At 63.2% G+C, this 23,302-nt stretch carries 23 protein-coding genes; 4 read left to right on the top strand and 19 right to left on the bottom strand.

Going from position 1 to position 23,302, the window contains the following annotated elements:
- Nucleotides 1-24 precede the first annotated feature (24 nt).
- Nucleotides 25-1,479, top strand: coding sequence for a patatin-like phospholipase family protein (locus ACI1V7_RS09490; RefSeq protein WP_196636953.1), 1,455 nt, complete (start codon nucleotides 25-27; stop codon nucleotides 1,477-1,479).
- On the opposite strand, the gene ACI1V7_RS09485 is transcribed toward ACI1V7_RS09490, so the two are convergent.
- From ACI1V7_RS09485 to ACI1V7_RS28355, 9 genes are all read right to left on the bottom strand, one after another.
- Nucleotides 1,472-3,454 carry a relaxase/mobilization nuclease domain-containing protein gene (locus ACI1V7_RS09485; RefSeq protein WP_275213735.1) on the bottom strand — a complete coding sequence of 661 codons (1,983 nt, stop codon included), beginning with the start codon at nucleotides 3,452-3,454 and terminating at the stop codon, nucleotides 1,472-1,474. The genes ACI1V7_RS09490 and ACI1V7_RS09485 overlap by 8 nt on opposite strands.
- A 436-nt stretch (nucleotides 3,455-3,890) precedes the next feature.
- Nucleotides 3,891-4,490, bottom strand: coding sequence for a S26 family signal peptidase (locus ACI1V7_RS09480; RefSeq protein WP_004883067.1), 600 nt, complete (start codon nucleotides 4,488-4,490; stop codon nucleotides 3,891-3,893).
- Nucleotides 4,487-5,032 carry a DUF2840 domain-containing protein gene (locus ACI1V7_RS09475; protein ID WP_004883064.1) on the bottom strand — a complete coding sequence of 182 codons (546 nt, stop codon included), beginning with the start codon at nucleotides 5,030-5,032 and terminating at the stop codon, nucleotides 4,487-4,489. The genes ACI1V7_RS09480 and ACI1V7_RS09475 overlap by 4 nt, the downstream gene beginning before the upstream one ends.
- A complete protein-coding gene (locus ACI1V7_RS09470) occupies nucleotides 5,029-5,304 on the bottom strand; it encodes a hypothetical protein (protein WP_004883063.1) in 276 nt (91 codons plus the stop codon). Before ACI1V7_RS09470 ends, ACI1V7_RS09475 begins: the two co-directional genes overlap by 4 nt.
- Entirely contained in the window at nucleotides 5,301-5,939 is a 639-nt protein-coding gene (gene parA / locus ACI1V7_RS09465; protein ID WP_004883061.1) for a ParA family partition ATPase, read from the bottom strand. Before parA ends, ACI1V7_RS09470 begins: the two co-directional genes overlap by 4 nt.
- Before the next feature lie 265 nt (nucleotides 5,940-6,204).
- Nucleotides 6,205-7,047, bottom strand: a complete 843-nt coding sequence (locus tag ACI1V7_RS09460) for a replication initiator protein A (protein ID WP_004883059.1) — start codon at nucleotides 7,045-7,047, stop codon at nucleotides 6,205-6,207.
- Nucleotides 7,048-7,073: 26 nt separating this feature from the next.
- Nucleotides 7,074-7,358 carry a helix-turn-helix transcriptional regulator gene (locus ACI1V7_RS09455; RefSeq protein WP_004883058.1) on the bottom strand — a complete coding sequence of 95 codons (285 nt, stop codon included), beginning with the start codon at nucleotides 7,356-7,358 and terminating at the stop codon, nucleotides 7,074-7,076.
- A 112-nt stretch (nucleotides 7,359-7,470) separates the two neighbouring features.
- On the bottom strand, nucleotides 7,471-8,238 hold the full coding sequence (locus ACI1V7_RS09450; protein WP_004883055.1) for a DUF2285 domain-containing protein: 768 nt from the start codon (nucleotides 8,236-8,238) through the stop codon (nucleotides 7,471-7,473).
- Nucleotides 8,239-8,581: 343 nt separating this feature from the next.
- Nucleotides 8,582-8,932, bottom strand: coding sequence for a DUF2958 domain-containing protein (locus ACI1V7_RS28355; protein WP_028699139.1), 351 nt, complete (start codon nucleotides 8,930-8,932; stop codon nucleotides 8,582-8,584).
- A 319-nt stretch (nucleotides 8,933-9,251) separates the two neighbouring features.
- On the opposite strand from ACI1V7_RS28355, the gene ACI1V7_RS09440 reads away from it, so the two are divergent.
- Nucleotides 9,252-9,545: a helix-turn-helix domain-containing protein gene (locus ACI1V7_RS09440; RefSeq protein WP_064717570.1), complete on the top strand. Its 294-nt coding sequence runs from the start codon at nucleotides 9,252-9,254 to the stop codon at nucleotides 9,543-9,545.
- A 310-nt stretch (nucleotides 9,546-9,855) separates the two neighbouring features.
- Here ACI1V7_RS09440 and ACI1V7_RS09435 read toward each other — a convergent pair whose 3' ends face one another.
- From ACI1V7_RS09435 to ACI1V7_RS09420, 4 genes are all read right to left on the bottom strand, one after another.
- Nucleotides 9,856-10,170 carry a DUF736 domain-containing protein gene (locus ACI1V7_RS09435; protein WP_014703526.1) on the bottom strand — a complete coding sequence of 105 codons (315 nt, stop codon included), beginning with the start codon at nucleotides 10,168-10,170 and terminating at the stop codon, nucleotides 9,856-9,858.
- 777 nt (nucleotides 10,171-10,947) lie between these two features.
- On the bottom strand, nucleotides 10,948-11,157 hold the full coding sequence (locus ACI1V7_RS09430) for a hypothetical protein (protein WP_023110658.1): 210 nt from the start codon (nucleotides 11,155-11,157) through the stop codon (nucleotides 10,948-10,950).
- Between the two features lie 62 nt (nucleotides 11,158-11,219).
- Nucleotides 11,220-13,277: a ParB/RepB/Spo0J family partition protein gene (locus tag ACI1V7_RS09425; protein WP_014703524.1), complete on the bottom strand. Its 2,058-nt coding sequence runs from the start codon at nucleotides 13,275-13,277 to the stop codon at nucleotides 11,220-11,222.
- 74 nt (nucleotides 13,278-13,351) lie between these two features.
- Nucleotides 13,352-14,182 (bottom strand): DUF932 domain-containing protein, encoded by an 831-nt coding sequence (locus tag ACI1V7_RS09420; RefSeq protein WP_023110659.1) that lies wholly within the window; start codon nucleotides 14,180-14,182, stop codon nucleotides 13,352-13,354.
- 414 nt (nucleotides 14,183-14,596) lie between these two features.
- Here ACI1V7_RS09420 and ACI1V7_RS09415 point away from each other — a divergent pair, with 414 nt between their 5' ends.
- Nucleotides 14,597-14,965, top strand: a complete 369-nt coding sequence (locus ACI1V7_RS09415) for a hypothetical protein (protein WP_014703521.1) — start codon at nucleotides 14,597-14,599, stop codon at nucleotides 14,963-14,965.
- A 5-nt stretch (nucleotides 14,966-14,970) separates the two neighbouring features.
- Here the strand turns inward: ACI1V7_RS09415 and ACI1V7_RS09410 are convergent, their stop codons facing one another.
- The 6 genes from ACI1V7_RS09410 to mblB form a co-directional block, all read right to left on the bottom strand.
- Nucleotides 14,971-15,360, bottom strand: coding sequence for a hypothetical protein (locus ACI1V7_RS09410; RefSeq protein WP_014703520.1), 390 nt, complete (start codon nucleotides 15,358-15,360; stop codon nucleotides 14,971-14,973).
- A gap of 268 nt (nucleotides 15,361-15,628) precedes the next feature.
- Nucleotides 15,629-16,135: a JAB domain-containing protein gene (locus ACI1V7_RS09405; protein WP_014703519.1), complete on the bottom strand. Its 507-nt coding sequence runs from the start codon at nucleotides 16,133-16,135 to the stop codon at nucleotides 15,629-15,631.
- 401 nt (nucleotides 16,136-16,536) lie between these two features.
- Entirely contained in the window at nucleotides 16,537-17,394 is an 858-nt protein-coding gene (locus tag ACI1V7_RS09400; protein WP_270798158.1) for a DUF6685 family protein, read from the bottom strand.
- Nucleotides 17,395-17,745: 351 nt separating this feature from the next.
- Nucleotides 17,746-18,816: a ComEC/Rec2 family competence protein gene (locus ACI1V7_RS09395; protein ID WP_014703517.1), complete on the bottom strand. Its 1,071-nt coding sequence runs from the start codon at nucleotides 18,814-18,816 to the stop codon at nucleotides 17,746-17,748.
- 45 nt (nucleotides 18,817-18,861) lie between these two features.
- A complete protein-coding gene (cap2-3, locus tag ACI1V7_RS09390; protein WP_014703516.1) occupies nucleotides 18,862-21,117 on the bottom strand; it encodes an anti-phage 6A-MBL system cap2_3 protein in 2,256 nt (751 codons plus the stop codon).
- Nucleotides 21,114-22,307, bottom strand: coding sequence for an anti-phage 6A-MBL system MBL-fold protein (mblB, locus tag ACI1V7_RS09385; protein WP_023110661.1), 1,194 nt, complete (start codon nucleotides 22,305-22,307; stop codon nucleotides 21,114-21,116). The genes cap2-3 and mblB overlap by 4 nt, the downstream gene beginning before the upstream one ends.
- Before the next feature lie 88 nt (nucleotides 22,308-22,395).
- Here mblB and ACI1V7_RS09380 point away from each other — a divergent pair, with 88 nt between their 5' ends.
- Nucleotides 22,396-23,298, top strand: a complete 903-nt coding sequence (locus tag ACI1V7_RS09380; protein ID WP_014703513.1) for a WYL domain-containing transcriptional regulator — start codon at nucleotides 22,396-22,398, stop codon at nucleotides 23,296-23,298.
- Nucleotides 23,299-23,302: the final 4 nt, after the last annotated feature.

The following is a 23,302-nucleotide window of genomic DNA, read 5'->3' as shown; positions in this document are numbered from 1 at the left end:
GTTCTTGTCTATTCGAAACGCTGCGTGGTGCTGCTTGCAGAGGTAAAGCGCCTGGAGGTGTGTAAATTCACACGATGGAGTTTGGCCGGTGTGCTGGCAACGGTAGTTCTGACAGGGTGTTCCACTTACCGTCCTTGGATCAACCCGACACTTTCCGACGCCGCCTTAATGTCTCTCGCCGAGAACGACCAACGCATCAGGCCGTCGGAGGTCAACCAACCGGTGGTTGTAGCGGTGACACTGTCAGGCGGGGGCGCTCGGGCGGCGGCCTTCGGCCTGGGCGTGCTGCGCGAACTCAAGGCCACACGCTTCGCGCTAGAGGGCCAGGAGACCACTCTGTTGGATCAGGTGTTCCTGGTCAGCGGAGTGTCGGGGGGCAGCATCCTTGCCGCGCACTTCGCGGCCTTCGGCGATGCCACGCTGACTCGTTTCGAGCCGGATTTTCTGCTTGTGCCTTTTGAGGGGCGACTCATACGTGAAGCTCTGTGGCCTGAGCGTCTTTATAGACTAACTTCACCTTGGTTTGGGCGCAGCCAGATCCTGGCTCAACGCTTGGACGAACTTTTTGAAGGCCGCACCTTTGGTGACGTGCGCCGACGACCGGGCGCGCCCGAACTGATGATCACGGCAACCGACCTCACGACCGGTGCCCCTTTCGATTTCACCACCGAGCAATTCCGGCTAATCTGTTCCGACCTCGATGCAACGCCGCTGTCTTTCGCGGTGGCGGCCTCGTCGGCAGTACCGCTGGTGCTGTCGCCCGTAACGGTGCGAAACAACGCCAATACCTGTCCGCCGCCTCTCCGATCTTTGCCTGTCAGAGGGCAAAATTACAGATCACGCATCCTGCAAAGCGGCATAGACAGCTACCTCAATGCGCACGATCGGCCCTATATCCACCTCGTGGACGGTGGTGTCTCCGACAACCTCGGCGTACGTCTGATGCTAGACCGGCTAGTAGCTTCGGGCTCAATGAGCGCCAATTTCTCGGAGGTCAAGCCCGGAAGCTTGCGCCGACTCGTGTTGGTGACGGTGAACTCCGAACGAGGACTGAGCGAGAGAGTGGACAGTAGCGACCGAGTTCCCAGCACGACGCAAGTACTTGAGTCGCTGATCTTCGGTGCCGGCGCTCGCGAGACCCAGGTGACGCTGGCCATGCTTAACGACGACCTGCAACACTGGCGTTCCGAGATTGTCCGCACCCGTGGCCAAGCGGACAGCCCCTTTGCGGCCGACGCAGAAATCTACGTAGTAAGCGTAAGTCTGAACGACGTGCCGGACGACAAGATCCGGCATTCGCTGCTGCGCGTGCCCACAGCCTTCACGATCGAGGCTACGGATGTCTTGGACCTGCAAACTGCGGGAGGCGAAGCACTGAGGCAATCCAAGGAGTTTATGGCATTGATTGAATCTCTAAGAAGAATCACAGCAGCCAAGCAGACTGCGCCTGGTACTCAGCTTCCCTTGATATCTAACTGATACCGATACTGGGCTTTCGTCCAAGTTCCCAAGAGGCACTTCCGCCGATAACCTTTGCGGCAAGCTGTTGTCCCAGTCGCGGCTCAATTACCGGCCGCCACGGCACAAGGCTGAACCCCATGCCGTCATCGAGCATCGCGTAGCGCCCGCTGGCGAGCATAATGGAACGCCGGTAGATACCGGCTACGCGCTGCCCGTCGGCCACCGGGCGATGCTCTAGGCCGGTTTCCGCCGCAATGTCTTTCGCGGCCTGCACTAGTTCCCGATTGCGTAGCGTGCCCAGCAGGTTGCGCGCGAGGATGACGCGCTGCCCGCGGCGCTGTGCCAGCCCCTGTTCTTCGAGGAAATCGGCTCGCTGCTGTATGGCCTGCTTGGTATCACCGCCAAAGCCCAAGTTGCCCAGCCCACGGCCACCGCCGATCAGTTGCTGGTCAAGCCAAGTCGCGCCGATGACGCGGGCCTGCCGTTCAATAGGAAGGTGTGATTTCAGCTCTACGGCTACATCGCCCAGCCGTTGCGCGTCGTATTGGCGGCCACGCTCGGCCAGGTCGTCCGGTACCTTCCATAGCCCTTCGGCCACGCGCTCCACGATGCAAGCCCGGCGCAGGGCTTCCAGCCGCCGGACATGAGCGGCGACGACTTCCTGCGGGTCGCGTCCGGGCGTAGCCCGGCCCTGCTCGATTACCAGGTGATGATCGGTGCGGTACAGGCCATCGCTCGCCAGCGAGGCGATGTTCTTGTCGGCCGTGCGCACCTCAGTCGAACCCTTCACCTCTACCACAGCGCCCGTGGGATAGTTCGCCAGTTCGTCGCGGGCGTTCAGTGCAACGTAGTGGGCCTTACCGTCCGTGCCGTCGATGATCAGATAGCCTCGGTCGTGCAACTCATCGGCAAGCCCCTTCGCGGCCACGCGGCCGATGAGGCTGCGACCATCGTCGCCCGGCTCGAACACCGCCAGCTCACGCGGCTGGCCGCGCATGGCCCGCTGCATGGTGCGGATGATGTCGCCACGCTCGCCCAGGGCGCGCAGGGTCTCTTCCGCGTCGGCATAGACGGCCCAGGTGCCGGGCTGTATTTCGTCGGCCAGGCCCAGGCGCTGCAAGCGTTGCAGGCGGCCGATTAGCAGCAGGCGCTGGCGTTGCAGCCGCGGTTCGTTGAAGCGTTCGATCTGCACTCGGCCGTCCTCGCCGACCTCGCGTTGCAGGGTGCGATCCAGGCTCGTCCACCGCTCCTGCTCCACCTCGCGCTGCAAGGTCTGCTGGATCTCCAGTTCGGTGCGCGGCCCCAGCCATTCGGTCGCCAGTTCGGCGGCGCGATGGCGAAAGCCTTGCGCGATGTAGTCGCCCGAGATGATGAGGTCTTTGCCGGTGTCGTCGCGCCCGCGCACGATCAGGTGGGTGTGCGGGTTGTCGGTGTTCCAGTGATCCACCGCCACCCAATCCAGCCGCGTGCCCAGGTCGGCTTCCATGCGGCTCACCAGATGCCGGGTGTAGGTGCGCAGGTCGTCCAGCTCGGCCCCGTCCTCGGGCGAGACGATGAAGCGGAAATGGTGCCGGTCGTCGGCGCAGCGTTCCTTGAAGGCGTCCAGATCGGCTTCGTCGGCCTGTGGCCCGTAGCCCCGGCCCGGTTCGCCATCGCGACCCGCGCCGTCGCGCTCGATGTAGCGCAGGTGCTTGGCGAGCGATTGCGGGCTGGCCCGCTGGTGATTGACCAGCAAGGTCTTGATGGTCACGCGCCGCGACATGGGCATTAGCTTCGCCCCGGCGAAGCGCGCCGCCGTGTGGCCACGTCCGAGCCGAGAGCCGGGCCGCTGGCCGGTGCCAGCCGCGCCAGGACGGCGTACTGCCGACTTGCCGCTGCTGGCTTTGCCGGCCTGCTTGAGCACCTTGGAAACGAAGCTCTGCCCCTGGCCCTTGCCCCGGTTCTTCGGGGCGCTGGGGCGCACGCGAAAGTCGTCGTCGCGGCTGTCGGTCATGGCTGCGCTCCCCGCAAGCTTGGGCGTGTCCTGTCGTGCGAAGCACGCGGACATGCCAGCATTGGCGCGACCCTCGCGCCAAACGCGGCACGGTGGCGAAGCCGCTCCGTGCCGCGTTCCCCCCATGTGCTGACTGGCTTTCGACGCGGCCAGGTGCCGCGTCCTTTTGTCTTGCCTTCCGCCTTTGCCCTTCGCTGTCGCTCCAGGCAACGGCGGCCCGGCGGCGCTGCTGCGTGAACAGACAGCGCGCCGGCGAAAGCGCCAATGGCCGCAGGCCGGGCGCGTTCGAGGCAAGACGCCTGAACGTTGGACGGCTGCGCCGGATGCTGCGCGACGTGCGGTGCGAATGCACCGGCACGACAGGCGCAGCGACACTGAAGCAGCCAGCAGAACGACATGCCCGATGGCACGTCAGAGCGCAGCGAATCGGCGGCCATCATGGGCGTATCTCCGGCCACACCGGATGCGCAACGCCGATCACGGCGGATGCGCTGACCGGGCCGAAATAGCGGCTGTCGAACGATGCTGGATTCGTCACGCTCAACAGGAGCAGTTCGCCCGGTTCAAGGCGGCGGCAAAGCTGCAAGGACGGCAGCGCCCGGCCCAGCCGGTCGGCGGGCAGTACGGCGGCCGAAGGCACGCCGTCGATGCGTACCTGACCGGCGACGATGCAGACGTGTTGCGGCGCGACCGCGCCCACACGTTTGAGCAGCGGAACGCGCGTCGGCAGGTAGCCGCGCTGCGCAGCGAGCGCGGCAGCCGTGGCCGGAAGCGGCACCAGCACGATGCTGTCCACGGACAACGGACGTGGCAGCGAGGCGGTGCGCGGGTCGAACGGGTCAATGCGATACCAGCCGACCGCCACGCTGTCGGACGGGTTGTAGGTCAGACGCGGCAGCGGCGACACGAAAGCCGCCCAGGCCAGCGCAGCGAAGCCGATGGCGGCCAGTGTCGCCAGCACGATGCGAGCGCGCAGGCGTGAGCGAGGACGCGGCGCCACGTCGGGCGCGTTGGGTGTGGTGGTCGGGGCGGTCATGGCAGCACCTTCCCGGCCAGCCAGGCGGTATGCCGCTCGGTGGTGTATTCAGGCAGCGCAAGGCGAGCCGCAAGACGGTTGCCCAGCGTGCGCCAGTACGCCGGCGACACGTCGATGGCAGCGATGCCCAGCGCCTCGATGCCGTCGATGCGCTCCAGCACGGCGCGCACGTTGGCATCGCCTTCGGTGTGTAGGAGCAAGCGCGCGCCCGGCTGAACACCGGGGATGCGCTGCGCCGCGTCCAGCGGTGTGCAAGCCTGCATCACCATGAGTTGCCAGCGGATCGTGCCGTAGTCGTTGGCCTGCCAGCGGATGCGGCAGAGCATCGCGCCCGGCAGGAACACCGCGCAGCGCCGCCAGCGGTCGAGCTGAAGCGTGCGCGCCGGTTCGCCGAAGCGCAGGTAGAGCTTGAAGCGATGTTCGAGGTAGGCCAGCGAAACGCGCGTCAGCGGCACATTGCCGGCCTGTCCGGCGAGTGCCGAAAGCGCAGGCAGCGGCGCAGCCGGTGCCGCGTTCGCGGCAGGCCAAGCGAATGCGTTCATGGTGTGTTCTCCGGCGGAAACTCCCGCTCCAGCAGGCCGCGCAGCAGGTCGGCCACGGTCACGCCTTGCGTGAAGGCCGACACCTTGATGCGCGCCCGCATGGCGGGCGTGATGTCGAGCGTGAGGCGGGCCGTGTAGAGGTCGCCTTTGCCCAGCGCGTCGGCATCGCCCTGACGAATCCACGCCTCGGCGTGCGGATTCGCGGGCGGACGTGCGCCGATGCCGACGCGCTTGCCCGTGCGTTTGCTGTTGGGTGGCTGCTGCGCTGTCATGTCGGCCACCGCAGCAGTTCGTCCACCAGGGCGGTGATTTCGCGGGCGGCGGCACTGTCGGGCGCTGTCTCGCGTGCGAGCCGGCCAGCGGCCACGCTGTCGGCGAAGACGATGCGCTGATGCACCTCCGAGCGCAGCGCGGGCAGCGGCTGTTCGGCGAGCGATTGCCGCGCCTCGCGCCCGATGATGGTGGTGCTGACGCGCCGGTTGATGACGAAGGCCGCGCGGAGCAGCGGCCGGAACACCTGCGCCTCGCGGATCAGCGAAACCATTTCCGAGCTGGCCCAGAGGTCGTAGGGGCTGGGCTGCACCGGGATCAGCACGCGCTCGGCCGCCAGCAGCGCGGAGCGCGCCAAGGCGGCGATGCGCGGCGGCCCGTCGATGATGACGTGATCGGCCCGCCTGGCGAGTTCTGGTGCCTCTTGGTGCAGCGTTTCGCGTGCGAGGCCCACGGCGCTGAACAGCCGTGGCAAGCCTTGCTGGCTTCTGCGCTGCGTCCAGTCCAGGGATGAACCCTGCGGGTCGGCATCGAGCAGGACGACATGCTGGCCGCGCATCGCCAGTTCGCCCGCGATGTGCGTGGCGAGCGTGGTCTTGCCGACACCGCCTTTCTGGTTGAGCAGAGCGAGGATCATGGCGCGGCCCTCCCTGCTGGAAAGCCGGGCTTTACCTGCCGTGCAAAACGCTGTTCGCCGTGCCGTTTCTCGGTTGTCCACCGAAACGGCGCGCTTCTACTAAAAGTTATGTATTTCTTGTTAGGGAAGTTAGAGGGGCCGCAAACCCGCGCCGTTATTGGCTTTCCGGCGTTTTCGTACTCCTGATAGCACGATAGGCGTACTCCCGATAGCACGATACCCGGTACTCCTGATAGCACGAGGCCGTCCACACCTTTTCCACGAGTTATCCCCGTGCCGTGTGCAGCACGGGCCGGAAGGTCAGCAGTTCTTGTCCGTCGTCCGGCATTCGCTCGATGCCCAGGACGTAGCCGGGCAGCGACTGCCGCGCCACCAGGACGCGCAGGTCGTAAGCGAAGTCGGAGAAGCGCGCAGCGCTGCCCGACTTGCGGTGCAGGTGCCGGAAGTCGAATTGCCAGCCGCCCGGCTGCTTGCCGCCGTGCTTGCGCACCAGGCGGTACAGCCAGCGCTCGATCCCGCCCTTCAAGCGGAAATAGGCTGGGTCGATGGTCAGCACCAAGGCGGCATCGAGCACGCCCGCATAGAACCAGTCCGGCAGGATCAGTTCGATGCCCAGCGGCACGCCGCTGGCATCGGCCAGTTCCTTCCACTCGTTGATCCACGAGAAGCGATGCAATCGCCTTCCCGTGGTTTCGCGGATGGACGTGGCCACCGTGGTCGATTGCAGCCGGTCGAGCGCGGCTTTCAGGCGCAGGTAGTCGTTGAGAGACGTGCCGCGCCCGATGAAGCGCAGGATCTCGTAGGGAGTGGCGCGTATCCAGCGCGACGGGCGCAAGCCCGCGTCGCGCGCCTCCACGATCTGCGAGGCGGCCCAAATCAGCAGGTCGGCATCCCATATCGTTGCGATGCCGTGCTCCTGCGTACCCTCCACGCGGATGGTGATGCCGCCGGCGCGGAAGTCGATCGGCGCGGTACGCCGCGACTTCGCCAGCGAGAAGAACGGAAAGGCCATCAAGTCCTGGCTGTCGCGGGGTGCCATGTCGCCCGGCAGCGCGCGGAACAGGTCGAGCTGTTCGCGCTGCAAGGCTTGCCCTGGCGGGCTGGACATGGCGACGGCCACCCACGCGCCAGCGATCAGCGGCCATCACGGTAATCGCCCGCGTGGCGTTCGGCATATTCCGGGTCGGAAGTCGCCTCGTAGCTGCGCTGGTCGGCCCAGGCATCGAGGTCGGACACCGCGTACATGACGCGGCGGCCGAACTTGCGGAACTTCGGGCCGCCGCCGATCACGCGCTGTTTCTCCAGCGTGCGTGGCGACAGGCGCAGGTACTCGGCGGCTTCGTCGTTGGTCAGGTAGCGTTGGGGCTGCGCAGGCGCAGCGACAGCAGCGGCGGCAGGCCGCAAGGGAGCGGGTCGCATGGGATGTACCTCCATCAAGCCCGGCCACACCACGCGGCCGGTTAGAGGCACTTTCAAGAAAGCGAGGCTGCTTGCTAAGGGACGATCTACGGGGGACGCGAAACGTCCCCCCCTACTGCAACGGCGGCGGAAGCTGTGCCAGGCGGCGATAGCCGCCACGCATCAGCGCATCGCCACGACGTACCAGCCGCCGCACGCGGGCACGTAAGGCGCTGTCCTTGTGCCAGTCGGCGGCGACGGCATCGGCGCCGAACAGCCCTTCGGCCACTTCGCGCAATGACGCGCCCGCCAGGGTCGCGTCGAGCGTCTGCAAGGTGTGCAGTTCCAGCACCGCGGCCGTCGTGGGCCTGGAACGGGCCGCCGCCGCAGGCGTGGCAACCGTGGCCACGGCCAATGCGTCCAGCTCGGACGCGAGCGTGCGATAGCGCGCGCAGGGCGTGGCGCAGGCGCGGGTGGCGTAGAGGTAGGCCATGCCGTCTTCCAGGCCCGGCGCGAGCGCGAGCCGCAGGCAGCAGCCGGGCCAATGCGACACCAGCACCAGGCGCTTGCCGTCGTGGATCAGTTGCTTGCGGCCAGGGACGCGCCAGAACTCGAAGGCATGGGCTTCGGGTGGCGGGTCATCGTCCGGGTAAACCTGCACGACGGCATCGTGATCGGGAAACCAGGCCGGATGCGCGTCGCGCGCATCCAGGGCTGGGTCTTCCAGCAGGCGCAGGCCCCACGCCTGCGCCGTGTCCGGCCGGCGGCGGCGGCGCAGCCAGTCGCGGCGGTAGTCGGGATTTCGGCGCAGGTATTCCCACGCCAGCGCAGGGCCGTCAAGGTGCAGAACGTAGAGATAGGCCGCTGTCGGATACCAGTGTTCGGCGCTGCGATCAGTCATGGCGAAACCTCCCTCTGTTTGGGATGCGTCGCCACGATTTCCGCGATGCGGGAACTATCGAAATGCCATCAGGTCGTCATCAAAATTGGTTAGGCTGTAACTGTCGGTGTCAAGACCATTTGGCTCTGCGTGTTGCGGAAATCGTCTGAATGCGACGGCTACGCCTTCAGGAAAATGACGCGCAGCACCGAACACCGTGCCGCAGCCCGCGCCCAAGATCAGGACTGTTTTCAACAGGATCGCACCACTTCGGTGCAAGAATGCGGATTCAGACCTGCACGGTCTTGATCAAGATTGAAATAGTCACGATGCGCCCCGGCTGGCTAGGCCGCGCTGGTTTTCATCAGTCCGTGATCGCGCCGTTCTCCTGCGCCAGCCGGACGTACTCCGATAACGGGCGCACCGCCTGGAAATACCGATCCCGCCGCACCGGCAGCTTGCGCGGCCCGACGATGCCCGCCAGGTCGGACAGCTTGACCATCCCGAGCTCAGGCATACCGATACCGAGGTCGATCAGGCCGTAGGCCGTGTCGCCATCCGCCGGGTCGAGCGACACCAGCAGCCAGGTCACATGCGCGTCCGGGGTGAACAAGCGCACCACGGGCAGCGGGTCGAGCCGCTGACCAGCGGCGAGCGCCGCGCCGTGGGCCAGCAGCCGGGCGCGTTCATCAGCGGTGACAAGCGGCAGGGTCATGGGCAGCTTCTCCACGAAACCGACGATGCGCGAATGCGCTTTGGTGCCGAAGCGCAGAACTGCCGAAACGCATCCGTGCATTCGTGTGGAAGCACCGATGTGCAAGCCATCGCATCCGTAGAAGAACAGAAGCGCCGAAGCGGAATTGTCGGAAGCCGGAAAGACACGGATGCGATTCCCCGGTTCTGTCGGAATCCGCATCTGCGGATTTCCGTAAAAGCACGAAAGCGGGCCTTTCAGCCATGAATGAACACTATAGATTGTAGCCCTATAGGGCGCAATGGGCTGTCATCTTGGTTTTTATGGGGAAACCAAGTTAGTGACAGCGAAACACTCATTGGCAACGGCAATACGGACAGTCAGGAAGGCGCGAGGCTTGAGCCAGGAAGCGTTCTCCGACGTGTCCAGCCGCACCTATATGAGTACGCTGGAGCGCGACTTGAAAAGTCCGACCCTGCACAAGCTGACCGAGCTGTGCGAGGTCATGGAAGTGCATCCGCTGACGCTGTTGACGCTGGCCTACGCCGGCGACGACACGCACAAGGCCGACGAACTGCTGGCGCGGGTGCGCCAGGAGTTCGAGGCCGTGCTGAAAGAGCGCGACGCGCCCTAGCGCGTCTGAATGCCCGCAAGCGGAGCGCGCAGCGCCGCCAGGCGCGAAGGCGTGAGGGATTGAAGCCGATTGGCCGTGACGGCGTAGCCGGCACGGGGCGCAGCCCGAAAGCCCGGCGGCGCTTCCAGCGCCGACACGCCATCTTGTGCCTGCGGCTGCCAAGGGTTGCGAACCCTCCAGTCAGCACCCATGCGATACCGGCCCTGGTGGACGTACCCAGCGCGGAGCGACTGCCGAAACCCTATGCGTGCGGTGATGCGATGAGCAGCACAGTGCCCCGCCGCAATGGGCGGGGCGCTGTGGGCGGCCGTCAGGCCGCCTTGGGCTTGTTGCGCGACCAGATCAGGTCGTGCGTGCCGTTCTCGCCTTCGATCAGGCGGGCATAAACGGTGGCTGGGAACGAAGGATCGTCCAGGGTCACGGACACATAGGGCCGTCCGGCCTCGCTGGTCTTCTTCCACGCCGCGCCGATGTCATGACTTGCCGCTTGCAGGCGGTAGTCGGGGGCGTTCTCGTTGTCGCCCTTGTCGTTGGGAACCAGCTTGACTTTGACGTTGAGCGTCAGGGTGCGGAGCGTGCCGGTGAAGCCGTCTTTCTCTGCGGTGAAGGTGCCGATGTTTGCCATGATGATTTCTCCTTTCGGGTTGAACAAGGTCGCGCCAGTGCGTCCTTGTTGTGATCCGTCCGGCGGGGATGGGCTGGCCGCACCGCTTGCGGTCGGAACGAAGTGGAGAACCTGGAAGCAAAAATAATTTGTCCCGCGAGGAATGCGCGCAGCGCAGGGGAAATTATTTTTGCTGGAAGGTTGCGGCCATGAAGCCCAAGGCGCAGCCGCGCCACCGCCAGGATTCACAACAAGACAAGGACGTACAGGCCGACCGCTCCCGAATGGAGACATGGCCGACTCGGCATCCCCGCGTGACGGCTTCACCGGCTTGCGCCCTGACGCGGGCCAGGTCAATGCCCCGACGACAAGGCCGGAGCGCCCCTGCCGCAGCTCGCGGCACATGCTTGAGGCGTGGCGTGGAGGCTCCATCGGGCGAGGCCGGGCGGTGTGTCGGTGAACCGTCCTTCGTGACATACAGGCAACGAACCGCCAGCGTCGAGGACGGCACGCTTTCGCACAACCTGCCGCAGCAAGCCGGGGCGTAGCCCCACAAGCCCCGCCCATTGCGGCGGGGCGCAGTCCAAACACCGGCGGCGGGGTGCGCCGCCGCACTTGTGGGCTTCGTGGTTTCTCGCGCACAAGGCCGCTTGTGCGCGGCCCCTTCGCCGCCCGCCCGAAGGCGGCGAAGGGGCGTTTTGGTTTTGGGCCTTGAAACCGGGCGCGGCCACCGCCGCGCCCGGATTTTTGACCACCAGCCCCAGGGCGGAACGGACTGGGGCTGGCGTGAATGATGGGTTAGTCCTTGGTTTCGATAATCCACCACACGGCACGCGGCAAGGCGCGGCCCGTGATGGGGTGAAAGTCGGTCAGGTCGGCTCGGGCTGTCCAGCCGCGAGGCGGACGGTAGCCGCGCACGTCGCCTTCGCCGTGCCAGCGGCGGGCGCGTACCGTACCGGGGGCATAGGTCGCCGCCATGCGTGGGCGGCTGGTCGTGGTGCGGGTCATTGGGGTTTCTCCTTGCAGCGAAGCGCCCCGGTCGAGGCCGGGGCGCTTGCCTTCCGTGCGGGTCAAGCGGCCAGTGCTTCGGCGGGTTCATCCGCCATTGCCTCGGCATCCTCCGGGGCGTTTTGCTCCGGGCCTTCTTCCTGCACGGCATCCTGCGGGCCTGCGGCCTTGAAGATGGCGGGCATCCAGCCCGTGCCATCGGCCAGCCGCTCGGCCTCGCTGGCAATGTCGGCCTTCTTCAACTTCGCCAGCCGGGTTACAGAATCCGGTGCAAACACGGCCACGGCATCCAGAATCACGGCCTTGGAAACATGCTTGAAGTAGCCTTCTGCGGTCGGCTTCCACCATGCGGCCATGTCGAGGCCCACGGCCTGCGCCAGTTCTGCGCCGCGCTGGTGCGGCGTGGCGCGGGGTGTCACCACGTCCACCGTGGAAGCCACGCACACGGCCAGCAGCCGCACCAGTTCATCTTGCGGCTTCGCCAGCAGCACGGCGAACAGTTCGGCGCTGTCCTCCGGCAAGGCTTCGCCCGCCACCTGTTGCAGTTCGCGCAGCGCCACGGCGGCGGGCGATTCGGGCAAGTCCGGGGCCATGCCTTCCAGCCGGTCTTGCACTTTGAGGCTTACGCCCAGCGGCAAGTCGTGGCCGTAGTGGCTGCCCTGCAAAACGGTCTGCACCATGCCATGCACCACGGCGGCCAGCGCGGCTTGCGGATGCCGGGCGACTTCGATTTGCAGCGCGGCGGTGCGGTGGGCGCTCAACTTCTGCGCCAGCCGGTCGGACATGGCGGCGGCCTTGGGCTGCCTGTCGTCGTCTCCGTCCTCGCCTTCCTCGTCGTTCGCGGCTTCGCCTTCGCCGCCGAAACCCTGCCGAATCCTTTCCAGTGTGCGCAGCGCCTTGGCTTCGGCTTCGCGCATCAGGCCGCGATGAATGACGGCCTCGCCGTTGCGGTCGATGGTGACGATGGCTCCGGCTGCGGCCTTCACGTTCGCGCCGTAGTCTTGCAAGCCATCTTCTAGCGCTTGCAACTGCTCGCCCACGGCTTCGCCTTCCTCCTGCAAGGCATCGGCCTTTTCCTCGTCGTCGGCGTCCAATGCGGCATCCACGGCTTCGGCCAGTTCGTGCATCCGGGCTTGCAGCTTCTCGATGCGTGCGGCTTCGCGCTTGTTCGGTTCGCGGCGCTCCCTCGGGGCGCGTTGGAAGGTGTGCAGGTCGGCATGGGTCGCGCCCGGCGTGGCATCCACCCACGCCCAACCTTCGGCGCGAACATTGGCGGCAATGCCTGCCAGCCGGGTTTGCGCCAGTCGTTCCAGCAGCGCGGCATCGGTCAGATACACGCCCGCATCGCCTTCCGCAAACAGGTCGCGGCGGATGCCACCGCCTGCGGCTTCGTAGGTGTCCAGCCCTACGAACCGCACCAGCGGATGCCGGTAGGCGTCGATTTCGCGCTCGGTCAGGCGTTCGCGCAAGTGGGACGGATGCCGCTGCCACTGCGGGGCATCGTAGAACGCGGCTTCCTGTGCGGCGTGGTCATCGGTGATGGCAAGCGCCATCAACTGATCGAGCGTGACGGCATCGGCGCGATAGTCGGCCATCAGGCGCGGCGACACGTTCGCCAGCTTCAAGCGGCGTTGCACCACCAGCGGCGTGACGCTGAAATCCGCCGCAATGTCCTCGATGGGCCGGCCTTCGGCCACCAGCGCGGCGAATGCCTCGAACTGGTCGGCGGGGTGCATGGCTTCGCGCTGTACGTTCTCGGTGAGGCTGGCCGTGCGGGCGGTGCCATCGGCTACCAGCAGGCAAGGAACCTCCCATTCCTTGCTGATGCGGTGCTTTTTCGCCAGCAGCTTCAACGCGGCGAGGCGACGGCCACCGGCGACGACTTCGTAATGCTCGCCATCGGCGGATGCAATCACGATCAGGTTTTGCAGCAGGCCGACACGCTGGATGGATGCGGCGAGTTCGGGGATGGACATGCGCGGGGTCTTGCGCACGTTGCGGCCCGTGGGGCGCAACACCAGCCGCGACAGCGGAACCAGAATCAGGTTCTTGGTCGGGTCGGCAGCTTCCAGCGCGGGGGCTTGGATGGCGCGGGCTTCGGTAGTGGTAACGGCGTTCATGGTGTATCTCCAATCAAGTGAAACAAGGGAATGGAGGGGAACCGCCCCTCCGGCGGGTAAAAGATCGGAAGGGTTCAGGCTTTCAACTGGCGCAGGCCATCGGCCAGCATCCAGAGGGCGCGATTGAGGCGCACATCGGAATCAATGCCTTGCACCGGGCGGGTCTGCTGGCGGCGCCCGTTGGCGCTGCGGCCATGCAATCCGCCTTTGGTCAGGTTTTCTTGGGTGCGGTTGAACACGCTCCACAAGTCCGGGCGGCGGTCGTCGAACCGGCGCGGCATCAGGATTTGCGATTCGGTGATGGGCGCTGGCTTGTTGTCGGTGGGGTCGTACTTGAGGGCCAGCGCGGAACGGGCGAACACTTCGGCCTCGCCTTCGTCCAGCGTGATCGCGCGCATGGCATCGCGGGATTCCTTCACCCGCTCGAAGCCGCTCAACACCTCGAAAGCGCCTTCGATGACGGAGCCGGCTACGTCGCCTTTGTGGGGCACGCGCACGTCCGCCACGGTGTCGCCGCAGACAAGACCATTGCTGCACACGAACCGGAACATGCCGGCCAGCATCTGATAGCTGCTGGTGCCGTCATGCGAGTTCAGCAGCACGATTTCGTTAGCCTCCGCGCCGTTGATCTGGCTGGCGTGGCGCAGGCGAATCATGTGTTTCGTGTGCTCGCGCTTGCCTTCATCGCGCACGCGGGTCTGCGTCACCATGAAGGGCTGGAAGCCTTCTTTCCGAAGCTCGGTCAGCACGGCGGCGGTGGGGATGTAGGCGTACCGCTGCGAACGGCTCTCATGCGGGGCGTCCGCGAAGATGGACGGCGCGACACGGTGAATCTGGTCATCGGTCAGCGGGTATTCGCTGCGCAGTGCCGGGGAACGGGAAGCGAAACGGGATGCGAGTTGCATGGTCTTTCTCCTGACAAAAAGAGGTTTGCTGTTCACACCGCACACCGGATTCCTAGATTCGGAGCCCAGCCTTTCAGCTGTTCGGTGCGGTCGGCACGAGGAACCCGGTTAGCCCTGTTGCCACCGTCTTTCCTGAGTTCATCGCCCGCGACGGTCAGGAGCGCGCGAACGGGTGCCGTCAAGGAGGCAAGCGCAGGGTTGGTGCGGCCCGCAGGCGCAGCCGAGGACACGGCCCTGCGTGCCTTGACGGCACACGGGCGCGGGCTACAGTCGCAGACAAGGTGATGAGGTCAGGGAAGACGGCTGGACATGGCAACGGCCATCCCTATGTGCCGAACCGCACGGCAAGCGAAGCGCGCAGGCCCGGATCTAGAAGCCGGGCCGGAGGCGTCAGCCGAGCGGAGCGAGGGAACGATGGAAGCCCGTCAGGGGCGAGACGCCGCAGGCGGCTCGATGCGCAACGCGCACGACAGCGCGACCGGCCATGTCTTCTTGGCCGGGGACGCCCTGACTTCGATGCTCGATGAACATCACGCCCAGGACAGCCCTCATGCACAAGGCATCGAGAAATTGCTTCTGCTGCTGGGACTGCGATTGGCTTCTGGCCGATCCGGCGCAGCCGGTTCGGCGGTCTTCCAGGGGCGCCAAGCATCGCGCGGCGGGGATAGCCCGCAGGGCTTTCCCCTGGAGGCAAGCGAAGCGCCGCGGGCGCGAAGGCATCGGCATCGGGCGCAGCAAAAAGAATGGCGCGTCGCCCGAAAGGACGACGCGCCGGGTTGTTAGCGCGATCAGCTCGTCGCCGGCGACACCATCGCTTCAAGCTGCTCTATGACGCCCGGCTTAACGAAGACGCAAGGCTGGTTGGCCTCGATCGGCACGTTGAACACCTTGGCGAACACATGATGCTTCAGGTGCGCCAGCCGGCCCGTGCGATAAGCCTGCTCGGGCTTCAGGCGGCCACCCGGCGAGCCGCTGCGCTGCGGGTCGCATTCGACTAGCGCGACGAAACCATCGTCGGCCAGCTTCTGGTGCTCGGGGCATAGGCCCCAGCCCGTCTTCGTATGGTGCTCCATGCTTGCACGCAGGCGCTTGTCGAGCAGGATGGTGCCGGTATCGAACGCTTTGCCGCAGACCAGGCAAACGTGCTGTTCGAGGGAAACATGTGATTTATCGTTCATGACGATCTCCGGTTACACAGGCGGAATTGCCCGGAACCGTCACCAGCACGGCGCAGCGCAAGCGGTCAGGGGTCAAGGACGGCCGGGAGGCCGCAAGCGTGCTTGCACGCGCAGCCCTTGACGGCGAGAACGCCGTGATACGGTGAAGGGAACAGCAAGACCGCCTCACACCACCACCTACGCACACCTGTCTTCAGCAAGCGCAGGCCCGCGAGGGCCGTAGCTGCGCCACCGGGCGCAGCAAAAAAGGGGCCGCAGCCCCCCTGTGTCAGATCAGGCCACGCTCAGCGAATGACGTAGTGGCCTCGCCGCCGACGACGATGTGATCCAGCGTGCGCACGTCCACCAGCGCCAGGGCTTCCTTGAGGCGTTGGGTCAGCAGCTTGTCCGCCTGGCTCGGCTCGGAATTGCCGCTCGGATGATTGTGCGAAAAGATCACGGCCGCTGCGTTGTGTTGCAGTGCCGTTTTCACGACTTCGCGCGGATACACCGATGCCTGGTCGATGGTGCCGCGAAACATCTCCACGTATTCGATCAGACGGTTCTGGCTGTCGAGGAACAGCGTAGCGAAAACCTCATGCTCGAAGTTGGCCAGCTTGGTGCGCAGGTAGTCCTTGACCAGCGCCGGCGAAGTGAACAGCGTCCCGCGCGGAGTTTTCTGGTCGATAACGTACCGCGCAGCTTCCAGAATTTGGTCGGCAGTCGCCGGCAGATAGCGCCCCTGGTCGTCACGCACCAGCAGCGAGGAATCGAGAGACAGAGAAAGTTGCGACATGATCATGCTCCGGTTGCTCGGGCGGAATTGCCCGGAACCGGCCTCAGCACGGCGCAGCGCAAGCGGTCAGGGGTCAGCGACGGCCGCCAGGACGCAAGCGCGCAAGGCGCGCGCAGCCCTTGACGGCGAGAACGCCGTGATACGGTGAAGGGAACAGCAAGACCGCCCACACCCCGCCCGCAGAGACGACGGATGGGCAAGCGCAGCGCGCAGGCCCACAGGGCCGGAGGCGTCAGGGATCAAAGCCGGATGGCCATGACTCGGTACGAGGCATGGGGCGTAGCCCGCGAGCCCGACGGCGGAACGCCGGGACGCTCTTTTGTCGCTAAGTTCCTATGAAATGTGGAGCTTCAACTCGCGATCTATAGGTAACGACGTGACCACACGCATTTAGAGCATCGTCAGCAGGTTGGAGATGAAAATTGCTTTGTCCATAGAGCCGTCGATTCAGTCAAGAACCGCTGTTGCGCAGTCAGCGCTTCCCTCAAATCATTGCCCAAATCGTGGTGCCCCTGACTCAATAGTTCTGCCATCACGGACTCGGCGATTTGCGAACCCCGGGGGAATGCCAAAAGCGTGCCTTCGGCCAGTACAGGCGGGAACTCCATGTTCGAACCAGAACCTACCAAGCTCTTCACAGTCCATAGCATCTGTCCGGCCAAATCCTTGGGGAGCAATACCAGATGAAATCCATCGAGCAGCCATTGCACAGTCAAATGGTTGCGCTGGTAGAGATAGAGTTTCGAGGCGAGGTGAATGCGCGCGCCAATGCGCTTAGCGACATGCACGGCGCCCGCAAGATGGTGAGATCCGCCACTGTTGTCAAGGAACAAACGGCCATCCCAAGCTCGCACGCTAAACGTGTCGGAGCCACGTCCGTGCAGTAGCCGAATTTCGCCATGAGAACAAAGCTCTTTTAAGCTCGCATCATCCAGTCCGAGCGGGGGCTTTCCTTTTCTGGCATATCGATTCTGCTCATCAATATAGTAGGCACCAAAGACATCCACACTTTCGTGTGGCATATCTGCCGACTTGCTTGCGGAGATGCCCTCTATATCGCTTGCGTCGCATTCAAAGTGAGGCACCATCGTCACTTGCACTAGCGATCCATGAGGACTTTGGAAAGCCTCCTTAGCGCCCGAGGCTAAGCCCGAAAATCGGCTCCGCAAAGTAAAGTTGCTGCGATTAAGATTGTCCAGGATGTCCCATCGACGGCGTGAGTCATCAAAAATCTTCGATTTTGCGGTGTTGAGGAGCACATTTTTTCCTGCCGACTCCTTGAGCCCCAATAGCTCACGCCAAGCTTCACACCGCTTCCGTACAAGCGCCGGCGGTCGATTCCAAAATCTTCGCCACCACGGCCATGTGTGGAGTTCAAGCACAGAAATTGGAAACTCAGAGAGCGACATCGCATGCATAGGTTGCAAGTACCTGGTAGTTAGGCAAGCGCAGGCCCGCAAGGCCGGAGGCGTCAGGAATCAAAGCCGGGTGGCCGCGACTCGGCATGAGGCGCGGGGCGCAGCCCGCGAGTCCGACGGCGGAACGCCGGGACGCTCATAACGTAGGCGGCAGAAAGCCAATGAACAGCACGTCACGCTCAAACTGCCCGCTCAACTCTCTTGCTCTTCGGGGTACTCTGCTTGAGGAATTGATACCCAGCCATCGCGGGTAATGCCCGCCCCAATGCGGAGATTCTTGCTTTCGGTTGCCGCCCAGTGCCCACCCCGGTGCAATACAGCGCGAATTACGGACTTCCGCGGGTGATCCTCATCGGCTTTGGCAGAACTGCAAATGGCATTCCAGGTATGCTTGTCCGGCATGCTGTCCAATCGTGGACCAACCAGTTGATCCAGAATTTCAGTCGAGACATTGTGTCGCCCGCCATGATGAGGCACCTGGAAATACCGAATGCCTGGCAACGCGAGTCCGGCAAAAGGCGCGTAGTCAATAACCTCTTGCAGCGCTTCACGCCCGGCATCGCCAGTAAGCATGACACGATGACCGTTCAGAACAGCCGACTGGACCACACTCATTTCATTTTCACGGCTGGTAGGCTCCGGCGGAAAATATTCCTCGCCCCACAGGGACTTGATGTAGGCGGTCGCGGCCTTCACCACCCGGAATATGCTGCTCAGCGCGCTATCCAAAGCACTTTCTTCAACAGCTTCCGGTGTCTTCGCGGAGTCCACGATCAGGTCGAAGTAGCGATCTAGTGTGGGTGCCATCACCATGAAGGGACCGATGTTCTGCCCCTGAAGAGGGGCATGGATTGGAATTCCCTTCTCAACCGCAAGATCCTCAAGAATTGCCGTGGCATCGTAGATGGAGCGCAATTTCCGTCTCAGTGCTTCAACTGATTCATAGGTCTCGAATCGATCAATCAACTGATCTGCATAGATCCACGGCCTGTTGATCCAGAGATTTTTGACTGTGCATTGCTCCAGGACTTTTCGCAGCCCATTGGCGTGATCGCGATCGGGGTGTGTGAGGATCACATGGTCGATGACTGTTGTTCCATAGTACGTCTTCAGGTGCTCGACGAGCTGATCTCCCGTATCCAGATACCCACCGTCAACGACGTGCACGCCCTCTGTGCCATTCACCGAATAGCGTAGCGTGATTGCATCCCCGCTTTTCGCTGTTTCGACGCCAAGAAAATCGATCTCGAAGTAGTCAGCCATACATCCCTTTCGTTTTATGCCAAGAAAGTGCCGGCGGCTTTGCCTTTACCAGCGATCCACCGCACACCTGAGTCCTGTCGGAGTCCATACCAACGACACGGCGGGAAGGCCGCCAGCATCCTCGGCGATGCCGCGCAACGTATTTCGGTCTATGCCCGAATGTGCGCCGCCTTTCGGGTGGCTATGCCAAGTGCCGATGAAGGCCAGATACCCCAAAGAGGTTCCATTCGCTGTGCGCAAATTTTGAACAAGCCCATTCGTCCCAAGGACGAAGCGGGCGGCCTCCCGAATGCTGTCAGGCGGCGCATCCACGAGGCCAGCAATGGTGATGGTTCGATTCTCAAACGAGATACGACCGACCAAGGCTCCACCTGTTTCCAGAGCGCCCCAGCGCAGCGCATCAGCATGGATCGCTTGCACGACAGGGTGCAGAATCCGAATGTTCCAGCCACCATCGTCTGCTACGTTGAGCACAGTGGTCGGGCCGAGGCTGGTGCTGGTCCATGCCATGCCGAGGCCTTCGGTATCCGAGACCCCGGCGCAAAGCGTCGCCTCCTTCGGGAGTCCGCCAACGAGCCAGCGTTCCAGTTGCAGGCCAGCTAATGAAGCAGAACGCGAAACAACGGCATCGGACATTGGCATCGTCAGTGAACGGCAGTTGTCGCCCACAAAAATACGCGTCGGCTCAGACGTATCGCCAGCAATCGACGCCCGCAGTTCCGGCACAAACCGACAGCACTCGAACAAGAATGCCGTAAGATCGTCAACCCGACCGGCGCGACCAGGCCCTTCAAGCAAAACCGCGACACAGCGCCCCTGGCCATACATGACGATCCGTGCCAACCGCGCAGGGGATTGGTTCAGCGCCGTTGATTGCGTTTCTGCGGCCAACACCTGAAGTGAGGCTGTCGCATCCACGATGAGGGCCGCATCCTGCGGAACGGTTGCAGCAAACTGCGCAGCATCGACCAAGAGAGTCACTGCGTCGGTGTCGAACGCTTGCGATTGAAGATGCGACAGCGACTCAAAGGCCGTCTTCATCAGCGCCGACTTCCGAGGTGGGACCAGCACCGATGCCCGCTCAATGAGTGCATGCCGGGCCGCGTTGTGAGGCGACATGGACTCGTTATCGACGAAGGTCATTGAGCCGAAACCCGCTCGCCCCAGTTGCATCGCGATTTTCGACCCCACGCTTCCGCAGCCGAGCAAGACCAGCGGCTGCGATGTGGCCGCAGATGGAATGCCGGACGTTCTTGCCAGCAGTTCGGGAGACAACGCATGTGCGTGAAAAGCCGGGTGAACCGTGGCGTTTCGCTCCAGGAGCGATTGAGCGTTGAGTTCATAGCGCACCACGTAGGGCAATACCTCGATACTTCTCCCCGGTGAGCCCACAAGCGACGCTGGCCTTTGAACAGTCAGAATCACAATCGCATACAAGCCATGCGTCCAGCCACGCGAGTCTTGCTGCATATCCAGAATCGAACGTCCATAGTAGCCGTCCAAGCCTTGAGCCAAAGCGTCACGATCGACGCCGAGTTCCGCTGCTCGATCAAGCAACGTCGCGAGATCGACAACCGTCTCGGGTTGATAGTGGCCGACCACATGCGGGTTGCCGTCGGTTATTGGAGCCCGCGCAATGAAGGCTGCGGTATGGCCATTTCCCCATTTACCCAACTTGTCGTTGTGAACCTCCTGATAGAACACAGGATCGACTTGAGCAGTCAGTTCGGCATTGACGATGGCGTATAGCCCGCCATCAATCGTCACGTAGCCTGCGGGAACCACCAAAATCGTGCCGTCAGCGGGAGCGGCGGCCGCGACATTCTCGGCACTGAATACAAGGGTCGAAGGACAACTGTCTCGACGAGTCGGCTCCCACCCCTGTTCAAGGTCCAGCAACGTCCCGGCTGCGGCCTTGTGCAACCAAACGATCAACTGATCGACGATGGCGTCCAGACCAAACCGATGCAGCAGCTCGTCCAACGATCCCTCGAACAGACAAGGCGAGACCAACTCGCCTTCGCGATGAGGATTGATGTGCGGCAAGTTGAGTGGGAAGTCCGCACGCAAGAAAGGCTTGGGTGCAGACATGGGCCAGTCACTGCCGAATACCAGAACGCATGTCTCGACCGAGCGCACTCCGGTCCCGGATACGCCATTGCGCCGAGACCTGCTCGGCAATTCAACAGCAACATCGACTTCAATCTGCGTCGATTCACCACTTTTCCTTGGCTCGCCAACGCGGACAAGGCCCCTGTGCCGCTGAAGTTGATGCAGTGCGTCCGCGATGGTGCCCGTCATGATGCCCCGTGTGGCATGGGCGCGCGCGCGGAGGTGATCACGGCGGCGGCCTTCGATCCGGCTTCCTTCTTCGAGGGAGGCTGCACACCCTGAGCGGTGACGGTGAAAACGAGGGGCTCCACGGATTTTTCGCTCGGATATTCGCCCGTGCAGTAAAAGTCGCCTTTTACTTCGTCCACGATTGCTACGTATTCACGCTTTGCGCGGATGCAGGGCGGATCGCTGTCGTCGTCTGCGATCGGCTTGCAACTGGCGACGATGACGGCACCGTTGCGGGTCTGCGAAAGCGCCTTGCGAGCGTCGGCATCAAGTTTGGCCTTTTCGCGGTAGTCCGACCAACTGTCATAGGACAGCGAATGCCAGGAACAGTGATGTGGCGCCTGCATGATGTCGTACTCAAGCACATCGGCTTCGGCCTTGTGGCGCTGCCACTGGCGGTTCCAGATAAATACTTCGGCATCGCCACCAGTAAGGAATTTTGCGCCATCCGGCGTCTGAGCATCAGCGGCCAATGTGAAGTTCAAGATCACGCTGGACTGGTTCTTGACCAGGCACTCTTCCTCTTCTTCGTCGTCCTGGGCGTCCAAGGGTGCCAGAAGAATCGCGGAGAAGAATGCGGAACTCTTGCCATTGATCGTCGAGAAGCGCGTGTCCACCTTCCGCACAATCGAGGTGAGATCATCGGTTTTTCCGTCGATGTCCTCGCCCATGATCTGAATGCGGTCGCCGTTCCCGACGACGAAATTCTTGTCGCGGTTCAGCTGTACGCGCCGACGCGCCTCCGTGTTGAATGCCTTGGCGTCGTCACTCAAGGTGTGCGTCTTGCTGGCGCGTCGAAACACGATCGGAGACGACCATATCTCGCGGATCACGATCTTCTTGTCCTTGTCGTCCTTCTTGTCATCCGGATACTTGTCCAGCGGCCCCAGGTGGAAGTGCCGCGTCAGGCCTCGGCAATGGTCCTGGTCCGGGTGGCTCAGCAGGAACGCATCGACATACGGCCTGCCGTTCTCATCTTTCTTCAGTCGGTCGCGCAGATCCTTGGCGACATCGCGCGCCTCACCGTCAGGGTCGTCGGCGTCTTGCCTGATGTTTACGTCGATCAGCAGGGTGGTTGCGTCGAGGTCGCCGAACTTGATGAGGGTCATGTCCCCGTTGTCGACGGGAAAAAACGTGATGGTTGTGGGCATTGGGGCTCCGGGTAGACGACCGAAGGATGATCGCGTATAGTTAATGTACGACTATTTTTTATATCCGTCTACTTTTTAGGCGCAACTGATGCAAGAGCCCTCTGTCACTGCCGCCAATCCTGCTGAGCCCAAAGGGCTAAGTTGGGGGTTGGAAAGCAGACTTCAATTCATCGATTTCCGTTTGCGCTGGGAACGGCACATTAATCGAATGGATCTCACTGAGCACTTCGGCATATCGGTTCCCCAGGCGTCACTGGACATTGCCAAGTACACGGAGTTGGCGCCGAGCAACCTAACTTACGACCGCAGTTCCAAGACCTACACGGCAGCGCCGAGTTTTCACCCGCTTTACCAACGAAGTTCGGCGCAACACTATCTAGCGGAGCTGCTGGCCACCAAGATGGGAGTCATCGAGCCTGCGGCCAGCTTTATCGGCTCAGCACTTGAGGCAGATTGGGCGCCGTCCCCCTGGCGCACGATCAATGAACAGACCGTCGAAGCAGTGGTCCGGGCAATTCGGCAGCAGGAAGCCATTTGGGTGAGCTACCAGTCCATGACGTCCATGGACGAATCGGTTCGTCTGCTGTCTCCCCACGCCCTTGGTAATGACGGTTTTCGCTGGCACATGCGCGCGTTTTGCCACAAACGCCAGCGCTTCAGTGATTTCGTCCTCGCCCGAATCCTGCGCATCGACGGCTTCGAAGCGAGCCAAGTGGACGCCAGCCAAGATTCGCACTGGCAAACTCTCTTGACGCTGGTGCTTGCACCGCACCCCGATTTGCCCGCTGCCAAGAAACGAGTCCTGGAGTTGGACTATGGAATGGAAGACGGACAGGTCAAACTTCCATGCCGCCAAGCGTTTTTGTATTACACGCTGAGGCGTTTGGGCTTGCATACTAAGGAAGCACCCGACCCTCTCGCGCAGCAGATCACTTTAAAGAACCGCGATGAAATTCAACCCTATATTGATGCCTTGTCGGCCCAAAGCTGAACGC

This window comes from Massilia paldalensis (genome assembly GCF_044901715.1).
Classification (GTDB): domain Bacteria; phylum Pseudomonadota; class Gammaproteobacteria; order Burkholderiales; family Burkholderiaceae_D; genus Telluria; species Telluria paldalensis.
This window is presented reverse-complemented; position numbering and strand designations above follow the sequence as displayed.

Bases quoted from the DNA above. Each gene is read 5' to 3' on its own strand.
- ACI1V7_RS09485 (WP_275213735.1), bottom strand. From the start codon at position 3,454: ATGACCGACAGCCGCGACGACGACTTTCGCGTGCGCCCCAGCGCCCCG.
- ACI1V7_RS09480 (WP_004883067.1), bottom strand. From the start codon at position 4,490: ATGACCGCCCCGACCACCACACCCAACGCGCCCGACGTGGCGCCGCGT.
- ACI1V7_RS09475 (WP_004883064.1), bottom strand. From the start codon at position 5,032: ATGAACGCATTCGCTTGGCCTGCCGCGAACGCGGCACCGGCTGCGCCG.
- ACI1V7_RS09470 (WP_004883063.1), bottom strand. From the start codon at position 5,304: ATGACAGCGCAGCAGCCACCCAACAGCAAACGCACGGGCAAGCGCGTC.
- parA (WP_004883061.1), bottom strand. From the start codon at position 5,939: ATGATCCTCGCTCTGCTCAACCAGAAAGGCGGTGTCGGCAAGACCACG.
- ACI1V7_RS09460 (WP_004883059.1), bottom strand. From the start codon at position 7,047: ATGTCCAGCCCGCCAGGGCAAGCCTTGCAGCGCGAACAGCTCGACCTG.
- ACI1V7_RS09455 (WP_004883058.1), bottom strand. From the start codon at position 7,358: ATGCGACCCGCTCCCTTGCGGCCTGCCGCCGCTGCTGTCGCTGCGCCT.
- ACI1V7_RS09450 (WP_004883055.1), bottom strand. From the start codon at position 8,238: ATGACTGATCGCAGCGCCGAACACTGGTATCCGACAGCGGCCTATCTC.
- ACI1V7_RS28355 (WP_028699139.1), bottom strand. From the start codon at position 8,932: ATGACCCTGCCGCTTGTCACCGCTGATGAACGCGCCCGGCTGCTGGCC.
- ACI1V7_RS09435 (WP_014703526.1), bottom strand. From the start codon at position 10,170: ATGGCAAACATCGGCACCTTCACCGCAGAGAAAGACGGCTTCACCGGC.
- ACI1V7_RS09430 (WP_023110658.1), bottom strand. From the start codon at position 11,157: ATGACCCGCACCACGACCAGCCGCCCACGCATGGCGGCGACCTATGCC.
- ACI1V7_RS09425 (WP_014703524.1), bottom strand. From the start codon at position 13,277: ATGAACGCCGTTACCACTACCGAAGCCCGCGCCATCCAAGCCCCCGCG.
- ACI1V7_RS09420 (WP_023110659.1), bottom strand. From the start codon at position 14,182: ATGCAACTCGCATCCCGTTTCGCTTCCCGTTCCCCGGCACTGCGCAGC.
- ACI1V7_RS09415 (WP_014703521.1), top strand. From the start codon at position 14,597: ATGGAAGCCCGTCAGGGGCGAGACGCCGCAGGCGGCTCGATGCGCAAC.
- ACI1V7_RS09410 (WP_014703520.1), bottom strand. From the start codon at position 15,360: ATGAACGATAAATCACATGTTTCCCTCGAACAGCACGTTTGCCTGGTC.
- ACI1V7_RS09405 (WP_014703519.1), bottom strand. From the start codon at position 16,135: ATGTCGCAACTTTCTCTGTCTCTCGATTCCTCGCTGCTGGTGCGTGAC.
- ACI1V7_RS09395 (WP_014703517.1), bottom strand. From the start codon at position 18,816: ATGGCTGACTACTTCGAGATCGATTTTCTTGGCGTCGAAACAGCGAAA.
- cap2-3 (WP_014703516.1), bottom strand. From the start codon at position 21,117: ATGACGGGCACCATCGCGGACGCACTGCATCAACTTCAGCGGCACAGG.
- mblB (WP_023110661.1), bottom strand. From the start codon at position 22,307: ATGCCCACAACCATCACGTTTTTTCCCGTCGACAACGGGGACATGACC.
- ACI1V7_RS09380 (WP_014703513.1), top strand. From the start codon at position 22,396: ATGCAAGAGCCCTCTGTCACTGCCGCCAATCCTGCTGAGCCCAAAGGG.